Below are 18,442 nucleotides of genomic sequence, written 5' to 3'. Positions count from 1 at the left end.
GACTGGCTGTAATGAACTACGTTTTCTATGGCGGTAAGGGTGGCGTCGGCAAGACGACCTGTGCAGCTGCAACCGGGCTTACGCTCGCTGAACGTGGTACCGAAACCCTCGTTATTTCGACAGACCCCGCTCACTCGCTGTCGGATTCGTTCGAGATGGATGTGTCTGTCGAACCCACTTCGATCCGCGAGCATCTCCAAGCGGTCGAAATCGACCCAGAACAGCGACGGGATGTGTATCAGAGTATGGTCTCGGCGCTAGTCGACGAATTCAGGGACGTCGGTATTCGACTTGATGAGAACGAGATCGAAGCGTTGTTTTCTGCGGGCATCGCGCCCGGCAGTGACGAAGTCGCTGCTCTCGACCTTCTCATCAACTACGTCGATACCGATGAGTGGGAAACCATCGTCCTCGACACCGCTCCGACCGGACATACACTTCGTTTGCTTGACCTTCCTGCTGTGATGGACTCGACACTCGACACCGTACTTTCAGTCCGAGAGCAAGTACGGCGTAAAGCTGATTCAGCCCGTCAATTGATGCTTGGACCAGCCTATTACGCACTAGGAAACCGTGCTGGTGATGAGGAACCCCCGGATATCACCTCATTACAAGACCGAATGAAACGAGTTGATGATATCCTTCACGACGATGAACGGACCGAATTCCGAGTGGTACTCGTTCCCGAAACGATGGCTGTCCGTGAAACGGAACGCCTCGTGGACCAACTCCGTACGTTCGATATTCCGGTCAAAACCCTCGTGGTAAACAAAGTTCTTGAGAACATCAACGAGAACTGCGATCAGTGTCATACGCGCCGTCAAACCCAACAGAAAACGATCAGAGCAGTACAAGAACGGTTTTCCGAGTTGGAAATCCAGCAGCTTCCGCGGATCGATGGAGAGGTACACGGTCTTGCGACGCTCGAACCGATCGCTGATCGGATTCGTCTCCGGACGTGACGATCTACAGGAAGTGGATCTACTAATTATTATTCTATAGTGTTACACCAGTACCGTTGTAACGTACAGGAGTCAGTTGTCGTCACTTCGATAGACTGTGATGATAAGAGTGCGATGCCCTGAACGAGGGGGTATCACTCGTGATGGGGGGTGTCCGATCGCTACGGACTGGCTGTTCCTTCTTTTCATGAATAGGTAGTTAAGTATCAACAGCGTCTTAGATACATCGATGGTGCTGGACGAAGTCACCCCCCCGGTCGTGAGCTTTGTGATCCCGACCTACAACGAGAGGACGACCTTGCCAGCAACTCTCCGAAGTATCGACGCACTCACGACTACCTACTCATATGAAGTTCTCGTCGTCGATGGCGGAAGCACCGATGCAACGCGCGCTGTCGCTCGAAAACATGGTGCGACTGTCTATCACTGCGACGGGGCCGATGTAGGACCGAGTAGACACATCGGTGCCAGACACGCGACAGGCGAGTGGCTCGCGTTCATCGACGCCGACACCACGGTGTCCCCGGCCTATCTCGATACGATGCTCGAATTCACCACTACAGCCGGTATTGGTGGAGCAACCTCACACTGTCGTGTGGTCGGGTGTCGACGCGCAAAGATAGCGGAGTGGACAGTCAACTACCTGTTTCCTCGTCTCTCAGATCCCATTCTTCCTGGATTCAACTGCTTCGTCACAGACACAGCGTATTTCGAAGTGGGAGGCTTTTTGGACGTTCCGAACGAGGACGTCGATTTCAGTCGCCGTTTCGGAGAAGAGTATCGAACGGCCACCTGTCCAGCGATACTCGTCGAAACGTCGGCTCGACGGATCGAATCGTTGGGCTTGACACGAACCTTACTGTATTACTCGATACGTGAATGGCGACGGAGAACCTCCCCGTCTCCGTAGTATCACGCACATATATTGTATAATATTTTTTATTAAGATATAGTGTTGTAGGAATGGTTCTTAATATCTCTTTGCAGCTCTATCCTCGCACTCATCACACCGATTTAACAGATCCGAACGGTTGTGATCGACATCGATTGCTCCGATTCCGAATGCAGGTCCGTCGTATTCGAGCGGTGATTCGTGGTTGAATCCGCGCCGCTCCATCTCTTCGGCGAGTTCGTCGTGACGCTCCTCTAGTCGGCTAGTGTCGATATTACCCTTTTCAGCGTGGCCAGCAGCAATAGCTTCTCCGTAGGGGTGGTTCAGGATCGTCCCAACGAGCTGGTGGTGTTCCGCGTGCTCGCCGCGCAGATGGTCATCACAGAGAATCTCCGGTGGCACGCACCACATTCGAGTCATCCATCTCGACTAAGAAACTCGCTCATAGATCACCATCGATTTAACCGGATTTATTAGCCCATGACTACTACGATTTCACACCAACAGTAAAATACAGCCTAAACATGAACAACATATAATATCATTGTATAAATTACTAAATCTGGGTAATAACGCTTAATACAATGGGCGTAAATTAATAATTGATGTCTCAGCAAGGTACACAGCCCACAGATAGGGCATCGAGTGCGGCGGTGGTCGCAGCAGCGATGTCCGTCCTATACTCGTGGTACGTGTTTTTCTTACAAGGAAAGCAACGACGAGGAATCTTTATTGGCCTCTGGCCCCCCACGATCCTCGCATTCGCGAGCTATCTCGAACAGACGGATATGGTTGAGAATATGCAAGAAGAGATGGAATAATACTAATTTATTATTTTTTGAATAATAACTACTGTGTTTCGATCGGTCGCTGCTGAGATACATCGTTCTCACTCGGACGGCAGGGATGGCAGGATTACACGGACAGAGAACTGCATCGAAAGGAGGTCTGTCGTTCGACATTTATGTGACGGAATCGGTCCCATTAGTAGGATTCGTCCGCTGTTACTGGACCGCTGAACGCCGAGTAGAGGACGCCAAAGTAAACGAAAATTAGGGGAAGCAAGAGGACAGCACCGATTGACATGATGTTGAGTGGGAGTATCGAGACGGCGGCCGACTCCACTGTGAGTTCGAAACCGGGATCGACAATCGGAAACATCAGACTGGCAACGATACCCATGAGGGAGAAGACGAGACCCGCTGTTGCCCCGAGAGCGAGACCGTACTGATCGCGGCTCGTTGCTCCGGCGTAGAACACGGCGAGAACGAACGTCAAAACGACAAGACCGGCTATAACGGGCGAACGTAGATCCGGTCGTAGCGCGGAGACCGTGAGTTGGATATATCCAATTGTTAATACAAATAAAATGAGATACGCTGTAAGCGCGTGGTAACCGTCCATCCGAATTCGATCCCGTAGATCCCCACATAGCTTCAGTCGCAGGAATGCGACACCGTCGACGACGGTGAGAGCGACGACGGCAAGTCCGACGACGATGCCCGGAAGCGTGATGATCGTTGTCGCTCCAACCAGCCAGTTCGCCATGAACATTCCGAGCAAGAACGGCGCTGTAAGACTACCGAGGACGAACGCTCGCCCCCACCACAGTCGCCATCGCTCGTCCTCACGTTGTTCGTACATCTCCGGTGACAGACCTCGAAGGCCCAATGCAGCAAGAATCGCGAACATCAATAGATAGTACCGACTGAATAAATTCGCGTACACGACTGGAAAGGCAGCGAACAGACTACCGCCAAAGACGACGAGCCACACCTCGTTAGCGTCCCAAAACGGGGTGATAGCCGCGAGTAGCTGTGCTTTTTCCTCATCGTCGTCGTGAATTGCAAACAGTATACCGATACCGAAATCGAAGCCATCAAGAAAGAGGAACATTCCGAGGATGAAAAACAGAAGGACAAACCAGAGGTCAGCGAGAGGCAATCCGAACAACGGTTCGGTCGCTAGTTGTTCAACATTAGTCATTGGTGGTCACCTCCGTATCCGTCTGAAGCGATCGATCGATCGAATCGAGTTCGTCACGTGGCGGCGGTCCGCTTTTGATGATACGAGCGACAACGTAGATGTACAGCCCCAACAATAGTGTGTAGCCGGTGATGAAGCCGATGAGTGTGAACGTCGCTTCAGCACCCGTCAGACCGGGTGAGACGCTGTCTGTGGTTTTCATGATGCCCTGAATTACCCACGGTTGCCGTCCGACTTCAGTGACGATCCATCCGAGTTCGACGGTGACGAACCCCAGGAGCGACGAGCCCATCAGTGCCTTGTGGAGCAGGTCGTCTTCGAACAGTTCCCCGCGCCACCATCGATACGTTCCCCAAATCGCCAGTACGATGAACCAAAAGCCGAGTGCGACCATGATCCGAAAGGCCCAGAAAACGATCGCGACGGGAGGTGCTTGCGTCGAAAAGGCGTCCAGTCCACGGATCGTTGCCTGTGCATTCCCGCCGCTGGCAAGCCACGATGCCCCGCCCGGGATACCGATTCCGAAGAGATCTTTCGCCCATGGATTCAGCAACTGATCGATGGTCGTCGGGATTGCGACGATATATTCAGGGACGTACGATTCGGTCTCCCAAACAGCTTCCATCGCAGCGAATTTCTGTGGTTGCGTCTCGGAAACGTGCCGTGCGTAGGCGTCGCCATGAATCGCTTGTAGCGGAGCCGTGATGAGGAGGGCTATGAGTGCGATTTTGAGCGTCGTCTCCCAGAAGTCGATCTGCTGGATAGGATAGCCCCACACGTGATGGCGGAAGACGTAGTAGGCGGCGACACCGGCCATAAAAAGCGCGACCGATTCGACCGCGGCGTTCTGCATGTGGACGAACATCCACGGGAATCGTGGGTTGAAATACGCTGCGAGCGCATCGGTGAGATGCACGACGCGTTGGCCGTTCTCGGTGACCATCTCGAACCCGCGGGGGGTCTGCATCCACGAGTTGGCGATCAGAATCCAGACGGCAGACAGCCATGTCCCGAGACCGACTGCAACGCTCGACAGGAAGTACAGCCGATCCGAGACACGATCGCGGCCAAAGACGAAGACCCCGAGAAAGGTCGCTTCAAGCATGAACGCCATCATGCCTTCGAGCGCGAGGGGTCCACCGAACAGTTCGCCGGCGACCGTCGAGAAGGCGGCGAAGTTTGTGCCGAATTCGAATTCAAGCACAAGTCCGGTCACGGTGCCAACAGCGAAGCTCACGGCAAAAATATTCGTCCAGAATCGCCGGAGCTGCTCGTAGATAGCATCGCCAGAGCGTATTTCCTTCCACGTAAAGTAGATGAGAAACGGCGCCAGACCCATACTCATCACGGGGAAGATGATGTGGACGATAACCGTGATAGCGAACTGCAATCGGCTTGCGAGGACTGGATCAACCATCGGAGGTCACCTGCCACGGCGGATATCGAATACTAACCGTGGGAGGAGCGTTGTGCCCGCGTTCGAGTGGCTGTCGCTCTCGGAATACGAGAACTGACTCCATCTGAACGTTCTGGTTGTCCGGCGGCTTCAACATAGAGGAGGTTGGAACCACCACGAGGTCAACCGCCGGGGAATTCTCAGCTGTTGGGAAACAGCATAATATCCGTTTCTCTGGGGGGTCTACGAGTAATGTCTATCATGGGCACGCAGGTCCTTCCCAGCACATTGAGGGATCGGATAGCCTATTCCGTCTGCGCATCAAAAGTCGACAATGGGGACCGATCCAGTGAAGAATGAAGACTCGCCGGCGATACAGGACGTCCTTGATGCGCTGGATGACCCCGACTGTCGAGCCATTCTCGAAGAGACCGAACAACCTATGACTGCCAAAGAACTCGGCGAACGCTGTGAGATATCCACCTCAACCCTTTACCGCAAGTTGGATCTCTTGAGTACGGCTACACTCGTGCGAGAACTCCACAGTGTTCATCCCGACCGCGGCCGAATCACACGTTACCAACGAGATATAGCGAGTTTGAACGTTTCCATAACAGACGACGATCAGTTCGATGTGAGGATAAACCGGCCGGAGCGGACAGCAGACGAACGACTCGCTGATATGTGGTCAGAAATGGGTGAAGAACTATGAGTCAAACGGTAGCATTCGGAATTATTGCGATCAAAACGATCATACTGCTTTTGGGAAGTGGTATCACGTACATCGCCTACAAAGCCCACCGGCGGACTGGAGCACCATCACTCCGTGCTCTTGCGCTTGGATTTGGCGTCGTTACCATCGGTGCACTTCTCGCTGGGATTGCACACCAGCTTCTCGATGTTGCCCTCCAGACCGGCGTTCTCATTAACAGTCTCTTGACGGCGATCGGCTTTGGGATCATCATCTATTCGCTGTACATCGAACGGTGACTACGGTTCACAGCAGCTTGACGTGGATAAACACCATCGGCGCTTTACACGCAACTGGAAGCTCTTCCCCGACAACTGCTGAAATGTTTAACTGCTCCAATACCGTACACACAGTAGAAATATGTTCGAGAAGATCACCGCTAGAGAACTCGCGGACCGCCAAGACTCGAACAGAGACGAGTACACGCTCATTGATACCCGTCCAGAAGATAGTTACGAAGCGTGGCGTATCGAACAGGCCACGAACGTTCCGTTCGGTCCCGCCGAGACCCTGAATGACGATCAACGAGCGGAAATCGAGGAACTAGCCAACGGTACCGAGATAATCACTATTTGTGGGAAGGGGGCGACATCGACGAGACTTGCTTCCGAGTTAGACGCCAACGGATTCGACGACGTCGCGGTCGTCAATCGAGGCATGCGTGGTTGGAACGCACTGTATGAGACGACTCGTATCAACACCGGGAACGACGATCTCCTCGTCGTTCAGTTTCAGCGCCGCGCAAAGGGCTGTCTGAGTTATCTCATCGGGTCAAAACGTGCAAATGAGGCTATTGTCATCGATCCCACACGACACACCGACCAGTACGTAACTACCGCTGCAATGGAGGGGCTGACGATTACACGGGTTCTCGATACGCACGTTCACGCTGATCATATCTCGGGTGGTCGGGACCTCGCAGCGGCGCTCGACGTTCCCTACCATCTTGGTGAACGAGCGACTGAACGCGATATTCAGTACGGATTCGAACCACTGGCAGACGGTGAGACGATCACCGTCGGGGAGACGAACGTGGAAGTACAGGCCGCACCGGGCCACACCACGGAGATGGTCGTCTACCGTATCGGTGATGACGTCGTTCTGACTGGTGACAGCCTGTTCCTCGATTCGGTTGGACGCACGGAACTCGAATTCGGCGAAGATGCAGCTGAGAAGGGTGCACGAATGCAGTACGACACCCTTCATGAGACGCTACTGGAACTTCCAGACGAAATGGTTGTTCTGCCCGGCCACGTCACAGTAAATAACGACGGCACCTATGAGAACGCATCGCCAGGCAAACCGGTCGGAGCGTCACTTGGCGACGTTCGCAACCAACTTGATCTCGTTACCCTTGATGAAGAGGAATTCGTCGAGTGGATGGTCGAGAACGTCCCCGAGAAACCAGACAACTATAAGACGGTTATCAGCATCAATCTCGGAACAGAAAGCGTTGAGAGCAGTCGGGATGCCACGATGCTTGAGACTGGGGCGAACAACTGTGCGGCCTGAGAGGACACGAAATTGTATATCCTATTTATATTTGATATATAACGATGAAATATATGATATTAAATTTATATGAAGTGATAGAGAGCAGTGAAGATATCGTCTAGTAGGGGTGTTTAGGCGCTGTTCGATAACGGTATTGAACGCTATGGGATAAAATACGCCTCTTCTACGATCTCCACTTACGTATCTAAATACAGTAATATAATATATATTATATATCATTTCATCTAACTCCATGGTCTTATATGCTCTCGCCATATGACAACTAATCGATAGATATTTATGGTCCTATAACAAGATAGTAACACAGCTATGTCGTCCCAAGTAGGAGATCGTGTTGGTGGTCTTCCAACGTTTGCTGCACTCGATTGTTACGCAGTGCTTGAGCAAGAGCGTCAGGGGGCAAGTATACAAATCGACGAGAGCTATTTCCGCGGCCAGTTGAAAGCGATAGATGCTATCGACAGCGTTGACTTGCGGAAACGACGAGAAATAATCACTCAGTCATATGATTTGATAAATAATATCAACGTCGATATTGAATCGTTCACCGAAGACAATCTTCAGACGGCCTCGAGAAGGCTTCGACAGATTCTACAACAGATGCCTGAAGTCCAGTATCTAAAACACAATTTTCCAGGCACTTGTTTCATCGTTCCTGAATGGCTGCGTACGCAGGGTAGAATCAGATACGGTGCACGTATCTACTTCTTCCGGGAAGACTCATCTCCGGATCCGGAGGAGATCATACAACGAAATATCGAGACGATCATGAGTGACAAACAAAACGGTTTTGAGCAGTATCAAGGCCGTTTGCACGGATATCCGGACTGCTGTATTGATTACTTCTCATCGTACGATCGTCGACAGGATGTCGCTCCTGAATTGGACGCGATCGAACCGCTCACCGATGCCATCAACGATGATGCGATACGAGGTGATTCGAACGCGTCTACATCGATCGAAGAGTTTTTCGATGGTATCTTTGAGTATCCAGATACCTATGCATTTTTCGCGCGTGAGTTCTACCCTCAACCGGGATGCAATCAGGCACGACAACAGGGAATATCCATCTATGATCTGTTGTATGATAGATATCCCGAGACCCTCGTCAATGACTTTTTCCGAATTAATGTGAGCTGGAGCTATCGAGTGGCACAGAACGTTTCATCACCGAACGAATCCTCATCGAGACCATCTCCCGGTTCGTTTGGACGCGAACATATTTTGTTTTATTTGCCTCTTTCATCAATATTTGCTCTCCCGAAATATTCTGACGAGGACGAACACTAGTTATGACGACTGCTTCCAACTGACCTCATACTATCCGATCGATATATTGGTTATTTGTGGTTTTTGTACTTCGATCATCGAACGTACATTGATTCTTTAGAAGGTTATAGATGCTATTTTTGAGATTAATGATTTATGCCTCTGGTTCGCTCTGTGACAGTAATTAGAGCGTCGGAATATCAAACCGGGTAGCGACCGTGGTATGACTAAACAGCGCGTCAGATAATACATCAACTATTAGACGATATATTTTCAAATACTGTCCTACCATATCGGTGTCGAAAATACTCCAATACGATTAGTCAATATATAACCATTAAATTACTTATTATATATTAATTTTATTATGTAAGTTATGCTGTCTCTCTCATCCAAGGTGTGTGCGTTATTCCTACCAACAATCCGTTCGGTTCGATCAGACGAGTCACAGTCTGTCCCCATGGTTCTTCTTGGGTAGAAACAAGGAGACGATAGTCCTCTGCTTTTAGCGCGGCTGTTGCTGCTTCAATATTCTCTACCTCAAACTCGATCCATCCTTGTGGTGTGGGAATATCATCTTGCCAATTATCACGTCCAAAACATGACTCTGCGGCCTGCGAAAGCGGCCAAAGAGCGAACTGTTTGACGCCCGGCAACTCCGTCGTGTGTAGATATCCGTTTTCGTCTTTGAAGGGGATGCCCAGTAGTTCGGCGTACAAGTCCCGGCTTGCTGCATCGCCCCTAACAACGGGTCCGAACCCGGCAACGAAAAGGACGTTAATATTCTCTATTGACATCGATGTTCGTTTCTCCACTCAAAGAAAGGTGGGTAGCTACCATAGTTGTTGACCCAGCGATGCAAATGTCACTGTGCTCATCTGCCGGTGTTGAGACAGCCATCGACATCATAACGATCGAAGTAGATGCGTGTCATACCGGGGTCACAATAGCCCGTTAGATCGTGTGCTACAATCATTTTTCAGTATCGTCTTAGGTACCAACTGAGATGGACGTTTTTCTCGGCTCGAAACTCGTCCAACAGTAAATCGACGAACGCCAGTTTCGTTCGTCGGGGCGGTTGAGCGCGGTCGGTAGGAGAATCGGCTGTGAGGAACTGTCGCCCGGAGAGATCAACGGAAGGATAGGACGGACTGTCAGTTTTCTTCGATTTCAGCGTTGCACTCCGGACAGACGAGGGTGAACCCATCGTTGCTCGGAATCAAGCGGAGATTGTCATAGCCGCATTTAGGACATTCTCTCGGAACACGAACATCCTCGCTGTCGCGTGGTGCACCCATCGCGTAGGCAATGACTTCGCCATCGGATTCGTTCGTGCCCGTCTGGTATTCACCGGGTGCGAACCGCACTACTTCGCCTTCTCCGACGATGATCTCCTCATCTCGCGTTTCGAACGTTGCTTCACCCTCAACGATGAGGAAGACCTCCTCTTGGTCCATGTGAGTGTGCAATCCACTCGAGAATTCCTCGCCGGATTCGAGTCGGTAGTAGTTGATCGATAAATCGCTCGTCCCGAGTGGATCCGTAAGTCCGCGACGGTCGATATCTCGTCCGAATGCGCCCGGTTCAACATCGTCGATGGAAACTTTCTCCATGAGTGAGGGTTGATCGTGCAAACGATATATATCTGGTTATCCACCTCCGATTCGACGGTCTCCGCGCCGGGCGCTACGCTGTTCGTGCAATTTCTCGATGGCGGCCGGAGATGTGCAGAGCGGGAGGCGTTCGGATACGACACCTGGCCGGAATCGTACTCCCGTTCGATCACCGTAGGTTCACGTCGCCAGAGCGATCAGACCGACTCGAACGTCCAGAGTTGGTTGTCGTCACCGTTCCAGGACCACTGCTGAATGTTCGTCCCGTTCGAAGTCGACGAATTCGCCACGTCGACGGCCTTATCACTGTGAACCGGCTGGACGTGGTATTCGCCGCCGCCCTGGTCGTGGAGTTCGAAGCGCTGATTGTCGCCACCGCCGTCGGAGTACTGCTGGATGTTTGTGCCGTCCTCGGTGGATGAGTTCGCTACGTCGAGCACCTTCCCACTGTTGACGTTGGCGATCCGATATTGGCCGTTTCCGGTGTCTTCGACGTTCCACTGCTGATTCGAGCCGCCACCGTAAGAGTACTGCTGGACGTTTGCACCGTCCTCGGTAGACGAGTTTGCCACGTCGAGTACTTTCCCACTGTTGACGTTGGCAATACGGTAAGTGCCGTTCGCGATGGGACTTGAGCCGTTGTCGTCGTCACCGCCTCCGTCCCCGCCGGAGTCACCGACTGTGACATTGGAACTTCCGCTGCTCTGGTAGCCCTCGGTGGCTAAGATCTGGTAGTCGTGGCTGCCCATGTCCATGCCGTTACTGGCCCACGCATCGAAGTGATTGCCGGTGGTGATAGTACCCCCGGTCCGTCTCGACTGACGGACGCTCCAATACTGCGGGAAGGTCGCCTCGCCTATGATGGAGGGGGCATTTTCCCGCAACGTCTCATAGATGTCGTACGTCCCACCGTCGCTGTTGACAGTACCCTTGAAATCCCCATCGGGTCGGTAGCTGCCCCAGTTGTCGACGATGTAGTACTCGACCAGTGGATCCGTCGTCCATCCGTAGAGGCACAGGTAGGCGTTGCCGGACGGGTTGAACGAGCCCGAGTAGGTCACATTCCTGCGTCCACCGGTTTCCCAGCCTTTACCAGCGACGAAGTTCCCCGTGTCGCTCCACTCGGTGCTGTAGTTGCCTCCGTTCCCCAACGTCATGGACACCGTTCCTTGAGCGTCGGTCCAGAACGAGTAGAAGTATCCACCGTCGTTGCCGGTCTGGTTTTCGGTGATGGCCGCAGCGGCCGGACTTGCGACGGCTCCGGCGCCGAGGCCAGTCGCCACAGCGGCCGAGACTGCCTTTATGTAATCTCTCCGACCGATCGAGTCCATGCCTCTTTCATCGGATTCGATCGGTTGATTGTCGTCTGCCCCGCAATCTGTTGAGTTCTCTGCCATCGCGGTGTGGTCGTTGCATTTCTCCGTTGTATCTTCGACATCGTGTGTATCTTCGATGTCGCATTCGTTGTTTGCCATGGTTGTTGAATCGTGTTTTTTACCCCTTTTGAGGAGGTGTTGTAAGGTATTCGTCGGCGGGACTCCCTCATCCGCCGTCGTCACCGGATCCATCACAGAGCCCCGGCTCTGGGGGGATGGGTGGCTCCGGCGGACTGTGCTGTTTGTTGACTTACCAAACTGTGATGTTGGAACTTCCGCTGCTCTGGTAGCCCTCGGTGGCTAAGATCTGGTAGTCGTGGCTGCCTATATTCATGCCGTTACTGGCCCACGCGTCGAAGTGGTTGCCGGCAGTGATAGTACCTCCCGTCCGTCTCGACTGACGGACGCTCCAATACTGCGGGAAGGTCGCCTCGCCTATGATGGAGGGGGCATCGTATCGCATTGATTCGTAGATGTCGTACGTCCCACCGTCGCTGTTGACGGTGCCCTTGTAGTCGTGTTCAGGCCGGTAGGTACCGTAGTCGTCGAGGACGTAGTACTCGACCAGTGGATCCGTCGTCCATCCATAGAGGCACAGGTAGGCGTTGCCGGACGGATTGAATGAACCTGAGTAGCTTACGTTCCTACGGCTGCCGGTGCTCCAGCCCTTGCCGCAGACGAAGTTTCCTGTATCGTTCCACTCGACGCTGTAGTTGCCTCCGTTCCCCAACGTCATGGACACCGTTCCTTGAGCGTCGGTCCAGAACGAGTAGAAGTATCCGCCGTCGTTGCCGGTCTGATTTTCAGTGATGGCCGCAGCGGCCGGACTGGCCATAGCACCAACCCCGAAACCAGTCGCCACGGTGGTGGCGACTGCTTTCATGTAGCTACGCCGATCTGTTCGGCCGTCTGCCGCTCGTGTTTTCTCCACGATACCATCGTCGGATGGTTGTGACTTATTGTCGTCTTGCATGCATATCCATCTCCTGCAGTTCGACAATAGAGATACATCCTAATAAATATTATGGATATTTGAACTGTGAAATTGTATGTCCTTATCATTGATTCATAATTATATAGAATTTAAATAATAGATCATTCGTTGTTGGTGGTCTTCGATACCTACCCGTACACTTATCATGGTACGCTTGATGCACCAGCTATGAGCCTCCCAGATCAACAGGGACGGTCAAGTACCGCGATCAACGGTGACGACATGATCATTACGTATATCGGCGGCGGTAGTCGCCAGTGGGTGCCGAAGTTCGTACAGGACATGGCGCTCTCGACCCTCGATGGCGAGGTTCGCCTCTACGATGTCAACTATGAGAGTGCACAGTTGAATGCTCGTTTCGGGAATTGGGTCGAGATAGAGTGCGAGACGAATGGAACGTGGAGCTACGAAGCTGTCGAGGATCTCGAGACGGCGTTAGCAGGTGCAGATGTCGTTATCACCTCGACGCAGTTCGATCCTGCTGAAACGTTCGTCCACGACCTCGACATTCCACAGGCGTACGGCATCCACGGCGCTGTCTCGGCGACGATCGGTCCCGGCGGGATCATGCGGGCGATGCGGACGATTCCTCTCTATCGAACGTTCGCAGCGACGATCCGCGAGCAATGTCCGGACGCGTGGGTGTTCAACTTCACCAATCCGGTGCATTTCGTCACCCGTGCGCTGTACGACGAGTATCCCGAGATCAATGCTGTTGGCCTTTGCCACGAGGTGATGGGCACCAGATTCTACCTCGCGCACCTCGCAGAAGAACACCTCGGTGTGGACGCGACCCACGATGACATCACTCTCAACGTCAAGGGGATCAATCATTTCACATGGGTCGATGAGGCATACTGCAAGGGTATCGATCTCTGGCCACTACTAGAGGGATACCTCGACAGCGAGCAAGCAAATCGGGTGTTCACGCCGACGGATCTAGAAGACGAAAGTGTGTTCGTCGACAACCAACAGGTTACGTGGGAACTGTTCCGGCGCTTCGGTCTGTTTCCCGCGGCGGGCGATCGCCATCTCGTTGAGTACGCCAACTGGTTTCTTCACGGAGGCGAAGACACACTCAACCGCTGGGGTATCAAACGGACCGGGAGTGACTACCGGGCCAAACACTGGACTCCCACAGACTCCAAGCAGACGACCGATGTCAAGGCATGGCTTGACGGCGAGAAAGCGTTCGAACTCGAACCCACCCACGAGGTGTTTGCGGACGTGCTAGAGGCGCTTGCAGGAGGAGATCCTTTCACCACGAACGTTAATATGATCAACACTGGACAGGTTTCCGATATCGAACAGGGTGCTATCGTAGAAACCAATGCGCTCGTCCGTGCTAACGAGATCCGGCCGCTCTCGACCGGCGGTTTTCCGCGTCAAATTCGGTCGATAATCGCTACCCACGTCGACACTATCGAGACCGTGATCGACGCCTCGCGGACTGGTGATGTCGATGAAGCCTTCAAAGGAGTACTCATCGATCCTCAAGTTCGTACGCTCTCGCCACAGGATTCCCGGGACATGTTCGCCGAACTGGTCGCGGCCGAGACGTCGTACCTTTCGGAGTGGGAACTGGAAGCGTCAGAGGTGCTCGCAGGATCGCCAGAGTACGAGTAGGTGATCCCGGCAGATCCCTTTAGTGAGCACGCCGCGGTGTGCGAGCAATCAGCCGTCGATCAATGTGTCTGTGAGGGCGTGGTACGCGGGCTTGGGATCACAGTTATCGTCGAACAACAGTGGATCGTCCGTGTATCGTTCGGGGAAGTCCTTGAACTGCCGTAGCCAGGAGTTCGCGTCGTTCACTCCCCATTGGACGAGTGTATCACAACCGGTTTCTAAACAAGCTTCGGCGATCGCTCGATAGTACGCGGCCTGTTCTTGGCATCGATCGTCGGGAGCATCACCAGCGGTGAATGCGACGTCCATCTCGGTGATCTGTACATCGAGCCCAAGCTCCTGAAATCGGCGGATGTTCTCCGCGATGGATTCGGGAGCCGGTCGGTCGCCCAGGAAGTGACACTGAAGCCCGATGCCGTCGATCGGGACATCGCGTTCGAGGAGATTTGAAAGCAGGGTGTAGATGCTGTCAGATTTTTCGTTTACAGCGTCGGCACCGTAGTCGTTGTAATAGAGCGTCGCGTCGGTGACTTCGCTGGCCCAGCGGAACGCACGATCGAGATACTTCTCACCCATCGCGTCCGCCCAGACTGTCTCTCGGAGCGTCCCATCGTCGGCGACTGCCTCGTTTACAACATCCCAAGCGTCGACTGTAGCCCGGTATCGGCCCGCGACGGTATGGATGTGATCCCGAAGAAAGGTTTCGAGTTGTTCGTCGGTGTACTCCCATGCTTGGAACCAGTTGGGCAGTTGGTTGTGCCAAACGAGTGTGTGCCCACGAACGTACATATCGTTTGCCCGCCCGAAATCGACGATCGCGTCGGCATCAGTGAAATCGTAGGTGTTTCGTGCGGGTCGAAGCGGCCCCATCTTCAGGGCGTTTTCGGGAGTGATCGCGTTGAACTCGTTTCTCACTGTCTTCCAGTAGCTCGGATCGTTTCGAAGTGATTGTGCGTTCAGTGTGGCACCGATCCGAAATCCACGGTCGGTAGCTACCTCTTTGAGGCTCGAATCGTTCGACATTCCGTCGTCAAATGATCGGGAATACGTATGTAAGTGTCGCTGATTCGGTCGTGTTGGGATGATTTCGACTGAACATCGGATCACTCAGAGAGCGTCGTTCAGTTCATTTCCGACCGTTGCATGCGCCACTGTTGGAGTATACGGGTGCTGTATTTGAGCGTTAGCAGAGCAGCATAGCCGATACTACAGATGATCAGTGCAGCCATCGAATAGAGGACCAGAAAACCCGCCACCTGGTTGGCTCCGAGTGCCTGGGCGACCGCGGACAGTCCCAGTAACACCGCTGCGATCGGTACGAGAACCAGTACGTAGGGATGCTCGAACCGGCTCATGTACGCGTCTATCATACGACTATGATGTGTGTCCACTCATATCAATCATGTGCTTTTCCCACCAGAGTGATGACAGCCATCGATCCGTCTACTATTGGTCGCACGAACAACCAGTACCTTTATTAAATTCAGGTGCTATTCGAGTACAATGTCCCACCGTCCATCGAGTCTTAGCCACCAACTGTGGTTGTCTATTTTCGCTGTCAGCGTTGCGATGTTACTGTTGCTCGGCTGGTCATTCATCTATCTCGAACCCGGAACGCCGTCGTACGTGATCGGTCAAGTGAGTGCAGCTATCGTCATCGTCACCACTCTCGGCACGTTGATAGCGTTGTCCTCCGATTGGGCTCCGTTCTGAGTTCGGGTGCCAAACGTAGACGTCACGTCTCACTCGTGTGTCTGCTGTTTGTCGTCTGCCGAAGAACTAGGTTCTTCGTCAGTGTACTCCGGACTGTCCCAGTAGTCGTGGTCGTCGAGTTGGCGGAAACACCTCGTTCGGTGGAACGTTTCTTCGTCCTCATAGAGGTCCGGACGTTCCCGGCGACAGGCTTCACGTGCTTCGAGACATCGCGTATGGAACCGACATCCCGATGGCGGCTCCGTCGCGTTCGGAATGTCGATCTTTCTGACCGGCGGTGACTCGCGCATGGCTTCCTCGGCCTGCTCGGGATCAAGGATCGGTGTCGCCCACTGTAGTACCTTGGTGTACGGATGCTGTGGGTTCGTGGTGATCTCCTCGGCGGTCCCGACCTCGACGATCTCTCCGAGATACATCACGGCTATCTTTCCGCCCGACTTTCCCGCTAGGTACCTTGCGTTTGCGAGATCGTGACTGATAAATACGAACGACGTGTCGAAGATCTCCTGCATTTCGAGGAATAGGTCCATCACGCCGATCCGAAGCGAAACATCGAGGGCGCTGACCGCCTCGTCTGCGAGGATCACGTCGGGTTCGACCAGCAGCGCGCGGATGAGTGCCACCCGTTGTTGCTCACCACCCGAGAGTTGGTGAACGTACCGCTCAGCGTAGTCCTCTGGGGGGCTTATCCCCGTTCGTTCGAGCATGTTGAGGATCCGATTTCTCCGCTCTTCGTGGTTGAGATGGGGATTCCAACGTTTCAACGGAACCGCGAGATTATCGAGCACTGAGCGGTACGGGTTCAGTGCCGCGCCAGGGTCTTGATGAATGATCTGGAGAGATCGACGGATCTCTTCGAACGTGATATCCGCGTCCGACTCGCCAGCTCGCACGTCCCAAATATCGTGACCACGGTACTCGATTGAGCCGCCCGTGGGACGTTGCAATCCGACGGCTGCCTTTCCGAGGGTCGTTTTACCACAGCCACTCTCACCGACTAGAGCAATGACATCGTTTTCGCCGATATCGAGGGAGATATCGTCGACCGCCCGAACGGTCGGTTCCTCCTCGATACCCAGTCGGTCACTGATCCAAGCGGGTATCATCGCGTTCACGAGCGATGAATCCTCGAAGTGGACCTTTAGGTTCTTTATCGAGATCAACGGTTCGTCAGTACTCATCGACGGTCACCACCGAACGAGAGCGGGATCGTTTCATCGGCGTGCTCCCAGTAGTGACACCGCACCTCGTGTCCATCATCGACATCGTAAAACGGGGGGTCGTCTGCCGTACACCGTTCGTCACCTAAGGGACACCGGGGATGATACGAACAGCCTGATGGATGGTTGATCGGATCGGGGCTCTCGCCGTCGATCTGTCGCATTTCCTTGAGCGGTGTCTGGAGGTTGGGTGTCGATTTGAGCAATGCGCGTGTATAGGGGTGGGAAGCGTTTCCGAGGATATCGTTCGCCTGCCCGACCTCAACGAATTCGAACGCGTACATGACCGCCAGCCGGTCGGCAAACCCGGAAACGATCGGTAGATCGTGGCTGATGAACACCATTGTGAGGTTGTACTTGTCCCTGATGTCATAGAGCAGGTTGAGGATCGAACGTTGCATGAGCAAATCGAGCGCGGCGGTCGGCTCGTCCATGACGAGCACCTCTGGCTCTAAAATCAAACTGAGGGCGATGAGTGCCCGTTGTTTCTGTCCACCGCTCAGTTCGTGAGGAAACGACCCGAGCATCCGGTATGGATCGAGGTGGAGGTCGGCGAACAGTTGTTCTGCGCGCTGGAGACCGTCGTCTCTGTCCCAGCCGTGGGCGTCGAGCGTCTCCTCGAAATGTTCTTTGATGCTCATCGTCGGGTTGAACGCGCTCATTGCCCCCTGGAACACCATCGAAACCGTTTCCCAGCGAAACTCGCGGAGCTCCCACGGCTGAAGCCCGAGAACGTCGATCGGCATCCCGTCTTCGGGATAATACGTGATCTCCCCGCTCAGGAGTCCGGGTTCGACGACGGCGTCTAAAAGTGAATCCGCGAACATCGATTTGCCGCTTCCGCTTTCACCAACGATTCCGAGGATCTCCCCCCGGTGAATGTCGAGGTCGATGTCTTTGAGAACGTGAGATGCACCCTGGTCCATCTCGTATCTGACGTTCGTCTCCCGAACCGTAATAATCGGATCTCCCTCCGATCGAGAATCAGCTCGTGAGACGTTAATCGATTCGTTTCCCATGTCTGATCACCCTCTGTACTGCTTGCTGGACCAGGACGTCCGAAACCGGGAACACCACTCTGGTGTGTGTATCATCCACTATAGGATGGTAACTAATGTTATAAATAACC

At 53.5% G+C, this 18,442-nt stretch carries 19 protein-coding genes and 1 pseudogene; 9 read left to right on the top strand and 11 right to left on the bottom strand.

Translation table 11 applies throughout. The features are described from left to right. Positions 1-11: 11 nt before the first annotated feature. Entirely contained in the window at positions 12-962 is a 951-nt protein-coding gene (locus tag MW046_RS14455; RefSeq protein WP_247994867.1) for an ArsA family ATPase, read from the top strand. 229 nt (positions 963-1,191) lie between these two features. Continuing rightward, the gene (locus tag MW046_RS14450) at positions 1,192-1,872 is read left to right on the top strand and encodes a glycosyltransferase (RefSeq protein ID WP_247994866.1); all 681 of its coding nucleotides are present in this window, start codon (positions 1,192-1,194) and stop codon (positions 1,870-1,872) included. A 60-nt stretch (positions 1,873-1,932) separates the two neighbouring features. Here MW046_RS14450 and MW046_RS14445 read toward each other — a convergent pair whose 3' ends face one another. Further along, positions 1,933-2,274, bottom strand: a complete 342-nt coding sequence (locus MW046_RS14445; RefSeq protein WP_247994865.1) for a pyrimidine dimer DNA glycosylase/endonuclease V — start codon at positions 2,272-2,274, stop codon at positions 1,933-1,935. A gap of 185 nt (positions 2,275-2,459) precedes the next feature. On the opposite strand from MW046_RS14445, the gene MW046_RS14440 reads away from it, so the two are divergent. Then, positions 2,460-2,675, top strand: a complete 216-nt coding sequence (locus tag MW046_RS14440; protein WP_247995240.1) for a hypothetical protein — start codon at positions 2,460-2,462, stop codon at positions 2,673-2,675. Between the two features lie 163 nt (positions 2,676-2,838). Here MW046_RS14440 and cydB read toward each other — a convergent pair whose 3' ends face one another. Both cydB and MW046_RS14430 read right to left on the bottom strand, forming a co-directional pair. Next, entirely contained in the window at positions 2,839-3,840 is a 1,002-nt protein-coding gene (cydB, locus tag MW046_RS14435; protein WP_247994864.1) for a cytochrome d ubiquinol oxidase subunit II, read from the bottom strand. Further along, the gene (locus MW046_RS14430; protein ID WP_247994863.1) at positions 3,833-5,257 is read right to left on the bottom strand and encodes a cytochrome ubiquinol oxidase subunit I; all 1,425 of its coding nucleotides are present in this window, start codon (positions 5,255-5,257) and stop codon (positions 3,833-3,835) included. The genes cydB and MW046_RS14430 overlap by 8 nt, the downstream gene beginning before the upstream one ends. 313 nt (positions 5,258-5,570) lie before the next feature. Here MW046_RS14430 and MW046_RS14425 point away from each other — a divergent pair, with 313 nt between their 5' ends. From MW046_RS14425 to MW046_RS14410, 4 genes are all read left to right on the top strand, one after another. Continuing rightward, a complete protein-coding gene (locus tag MW046_RS14425) occupies positions 5,571-5,948 on the top strand; it encodes a winged helix-turn-helix domain-containing protein (protein WP_247994862.1) in 378 nt (125 codons plus the stop codon). After that, positions 5,945-6,226, top strand: a complete 282-nt coding sequence (locus tag MW046_RS14420) for a DUF7521 family protein (protein WP_247994861.1) — start codon at positions 5,945-5,947, stop codon at positions 6,224-6,226. Before MW046_RS14425 ends, MW046_RS14420 begins: the two co-directional genes overlap by 4 nt. 121 nt (positions 6,227-6,347) lie before the next feature. Next, positions 6,348-7,499 carry a rhodanese-like domain-containing protein gene (locus MW046_RS14415; protein WP_247994860.1) on the top strand — a complete coding sequence of 384 codons (1,152 nt, stop codon included), beginning with the start codon at positions 6,348-6,350 and terminating at the stop codon, positions 7,497-7,499. Positions 7,500-7,811: 312 nt separating this feature from the next. After that, entirely contained in the window at positions 7,812-8,792 is a 981-nt protein-coding gene (locus MW046_RS14410; protein ID WP_247994859.1) for a hypothetical protein, read from the top strand. A gap of 353 nt (positions 8,793-9,145) precedes the next feature. Here MW046_RS14410 and MW046_RS14405 read toward each other — a convergent pair whose 3' ends face one another. The 4 genes and pseudogenes from MW046_RS14405 to MW046_RS14390 all read right to left on the bottom strand — a co-directional run. Beyond that, the gene (locus tag MW046_RS14405) at positions 9,146-9,568 is read right to left on the bottom strand and encodes a VOC family protein (protein ID WP_247994858.1); all 423 of its coding nucleotides are present in this window, start codon (positions 9,566-9,568) and stop codon (positions 9,146-9,148) included. A gap of 357 nt (positions 9,569-9,925) precedes the next feature. Next, on the bottom strand, positions 9,926-10,384 hold the full coding sequence (locus MW046_RS14400) for a cupin domain-containing protein (protein WP_247994857.1): 459 nt from the start codon (positions 10,382-10,384) through the stop codon (positions 9,926-9,928). Between the two features lie 197 nt (positions 10,385-10,581). Beyond that, entirely contained in the window at positions 10,582-11,781 is a 1,200-nt protein-coding gene (locus MW046_RS14395; RefSeq protein WP_438268206.1) for a glycoside hydrolase family 11 protein, read from the bottom strand. Positions 11,782-12,016: 235 nt separating this feature from the next. Continuing rightward, positions 12,017-12,643 (bottom strand): annotated as a pseudogene (locus tag MW046_RS14390) (glycoside hydrolase family 11 protein); the annotation flags it as partial. Positions 12,644-12,922: 279 nt separating this feature from the next. Between MW046_RS14390 and MW046_RS14385 the strand changes: the two are divergent. Then, positions 12,923-14,380: a family 4 glycosyl hydrolase gene (locus MW046_RS14385; protein WP_247994856.1), complete on the top strand. Its 1,458-nt coding sequence runs from the start codon at positions 12,923-12,925 to the stop codon at positions 14,378-14,380. Positions 14,381-14,428: 48 nt separating this feature from the next. Here MW046_RS14385 and MW046_RS14380 read toward each other — a convergent pair whose 3' ends face one another. Continuing rightward, positions 14,429-15,403, bottom strand: a complete 975-nt coding sequence (locus MW046_RS14380; protein WP_247994855.1) for an endo-1,4-beta-xylanase — start codon at positions 15,401-15,403, stop codon at positions 14,429-14,431. 98 nt (positions 15,404-15,501) lie between these two features. Continuing rightward, a complete protein-coding gene (locus MW046_RS14375) occupies positions 15,502-15,735 on the bottom strand; it encodes a hypothetical protein (protein ID WP_247994854.1) in 234 nt (77 codons plus the stop codon). 148 nt (positions 15,736-15,883) lie between these two features. Here MW046_RS14375 and MW046_RS14370 point away from each other — a divergent pair, with 148 nt between their 5' ends. Then, complete coding sequence (locus MW046_RS14370; protein ID WP_247994853.1) at positions 15,884-16,093, top strand: hypothetical protein; 210 nt, start codon at positions 15,884-15,886, stop codon at positions 16,091-16,093. Between the two features lie 29 nt (positions 16,094-16,122). Here the strand turns inward: MW046_RS14370 and MW046_RS14365 are convergent, their stop codons facing one another. Beyond that, the gene (locus MW046_RS14365; RefSeq protein ID WP_247994852.1) at positions 16,123-17,274 is read right to left on the bottom strand and encodes an ABC transporter ATP-binding protein; all 1,152 of its coding nucleotides are present in this window, start codon (positions 17,272-17,274) and stop codon (positions 16,123-16,125) included. Further along, a complete protein-coding gene (locus MW046_RS14360; RefSeq protein WP_247994851.1) occupies positions 17,271-18,332 on the bottom strand; it encodes an ABC transporter ATP-binding protein in 1,062 nt (353 codons plus the stop codon). Before MW046_RS14360 ends, MW046_RS14365 begins: the two co-directional genes overlap by 4 nt. Positions 18,333-18,442 lie beyond the last annotated feature (110 nt).

Source organism: Halocatena salina (assembly GCF_023115355.1).
Classification (GTDB): domain Archaea; phylum Halobacteriota; class Halobacteria; order Halobacteriales; family Haloarculaceae; genus Halocatena; species Halocatena salina.
This window is presented reverse-complemented; position numbering and strand designations above follow the sequence as displayed.